Genomic DNA, 755 nt, shown 5'->3' on the forward strand with positions numbered 1-755 from the left:
CGCTCTCAAAAATTCGTAATCAGCCAGAGTGTGAACCATATCCCCATGAATTTGGGCAAAACTCCTTAGCCAGTGCAATTGACACCCTACCCTGAACATGGCTTCTTCTTGCGGGCCGGTGTAAGTGATACGGGACGCACTTTCATGATCATAAGCCCACGGGCCATACCCAATATCGGAATGGCTCTGCTGACTCTGGGGAAACGCGTCCTGAAAGCTGTAAGTCGCTATTGGCATATCCTGAAATTGCTCAGACACCCTGGCACGGTCTAATGAGTAATGATTCTCCAGGTAGTCAATCATTCGTGTGTAAGTATCTGTCTCCGCCCGCTGCAACGAATCACACAACCAATAAAACTGTGTATACGTCTCCTCAGGGAGATTTAATCTGCAGGCCTGCTCATAAAGCCCGACAAAACTGCGCCATTCCAGCAATTGTTGCTTAAAGGCAAAGATATCCTTACCCCATTGCTCTCCCTGCCCGTGCTCCGGTTTTGATAGTGCCGGAAGACCCGACAAAGCCAGCTCCCGAGCATCCCGATCCTGCACAGTGACAGGTTGAGTGGCTGCAGGTTGAAGATTCTCACCGATACCCAAAGGGCTTAGCGTCGCAGAGGGGCCTCCCTCCGTTATTAGAGAGTATGCAGGAGGGGGTACACTGGATGGGCTGGATGGACTGGGTAGGTTGTACATGGCTACGGCCTCTCGGTTTTTTACTGTAACCTTTAGATAAATATTTGCATCCAAGGTTCAGT

1 protein-coding gene is annotated in these 755 nt (G+C 50.2%); it reads right to left on the reverse strand.

All coding sequences use genetic code 11. From position 1 onward, the window contains the following. A partial coding sequence (locus E1189_RS23350; protein WP_196221105.1) for a hypothetical protein occupies positions 1-693 on the reverse strand: 693 nt, incomplete at its 3' end. Positions 694-755 lie beyond the last annotated feature (62 nt).

The sequence above is a fragment of the Parendozoicomonas verongulae genome (genome assembly GCF_009711465.1).
In the GTDB taxonomy this organism is placed as follows: domain Bacteria; phylum Pseudomonadota; class Gammaproteobacteria; order Pseudomonadales; family Endozoicomonadaceae; genus Sansalvadorimonas; species Sansalvadorimonas verongulae.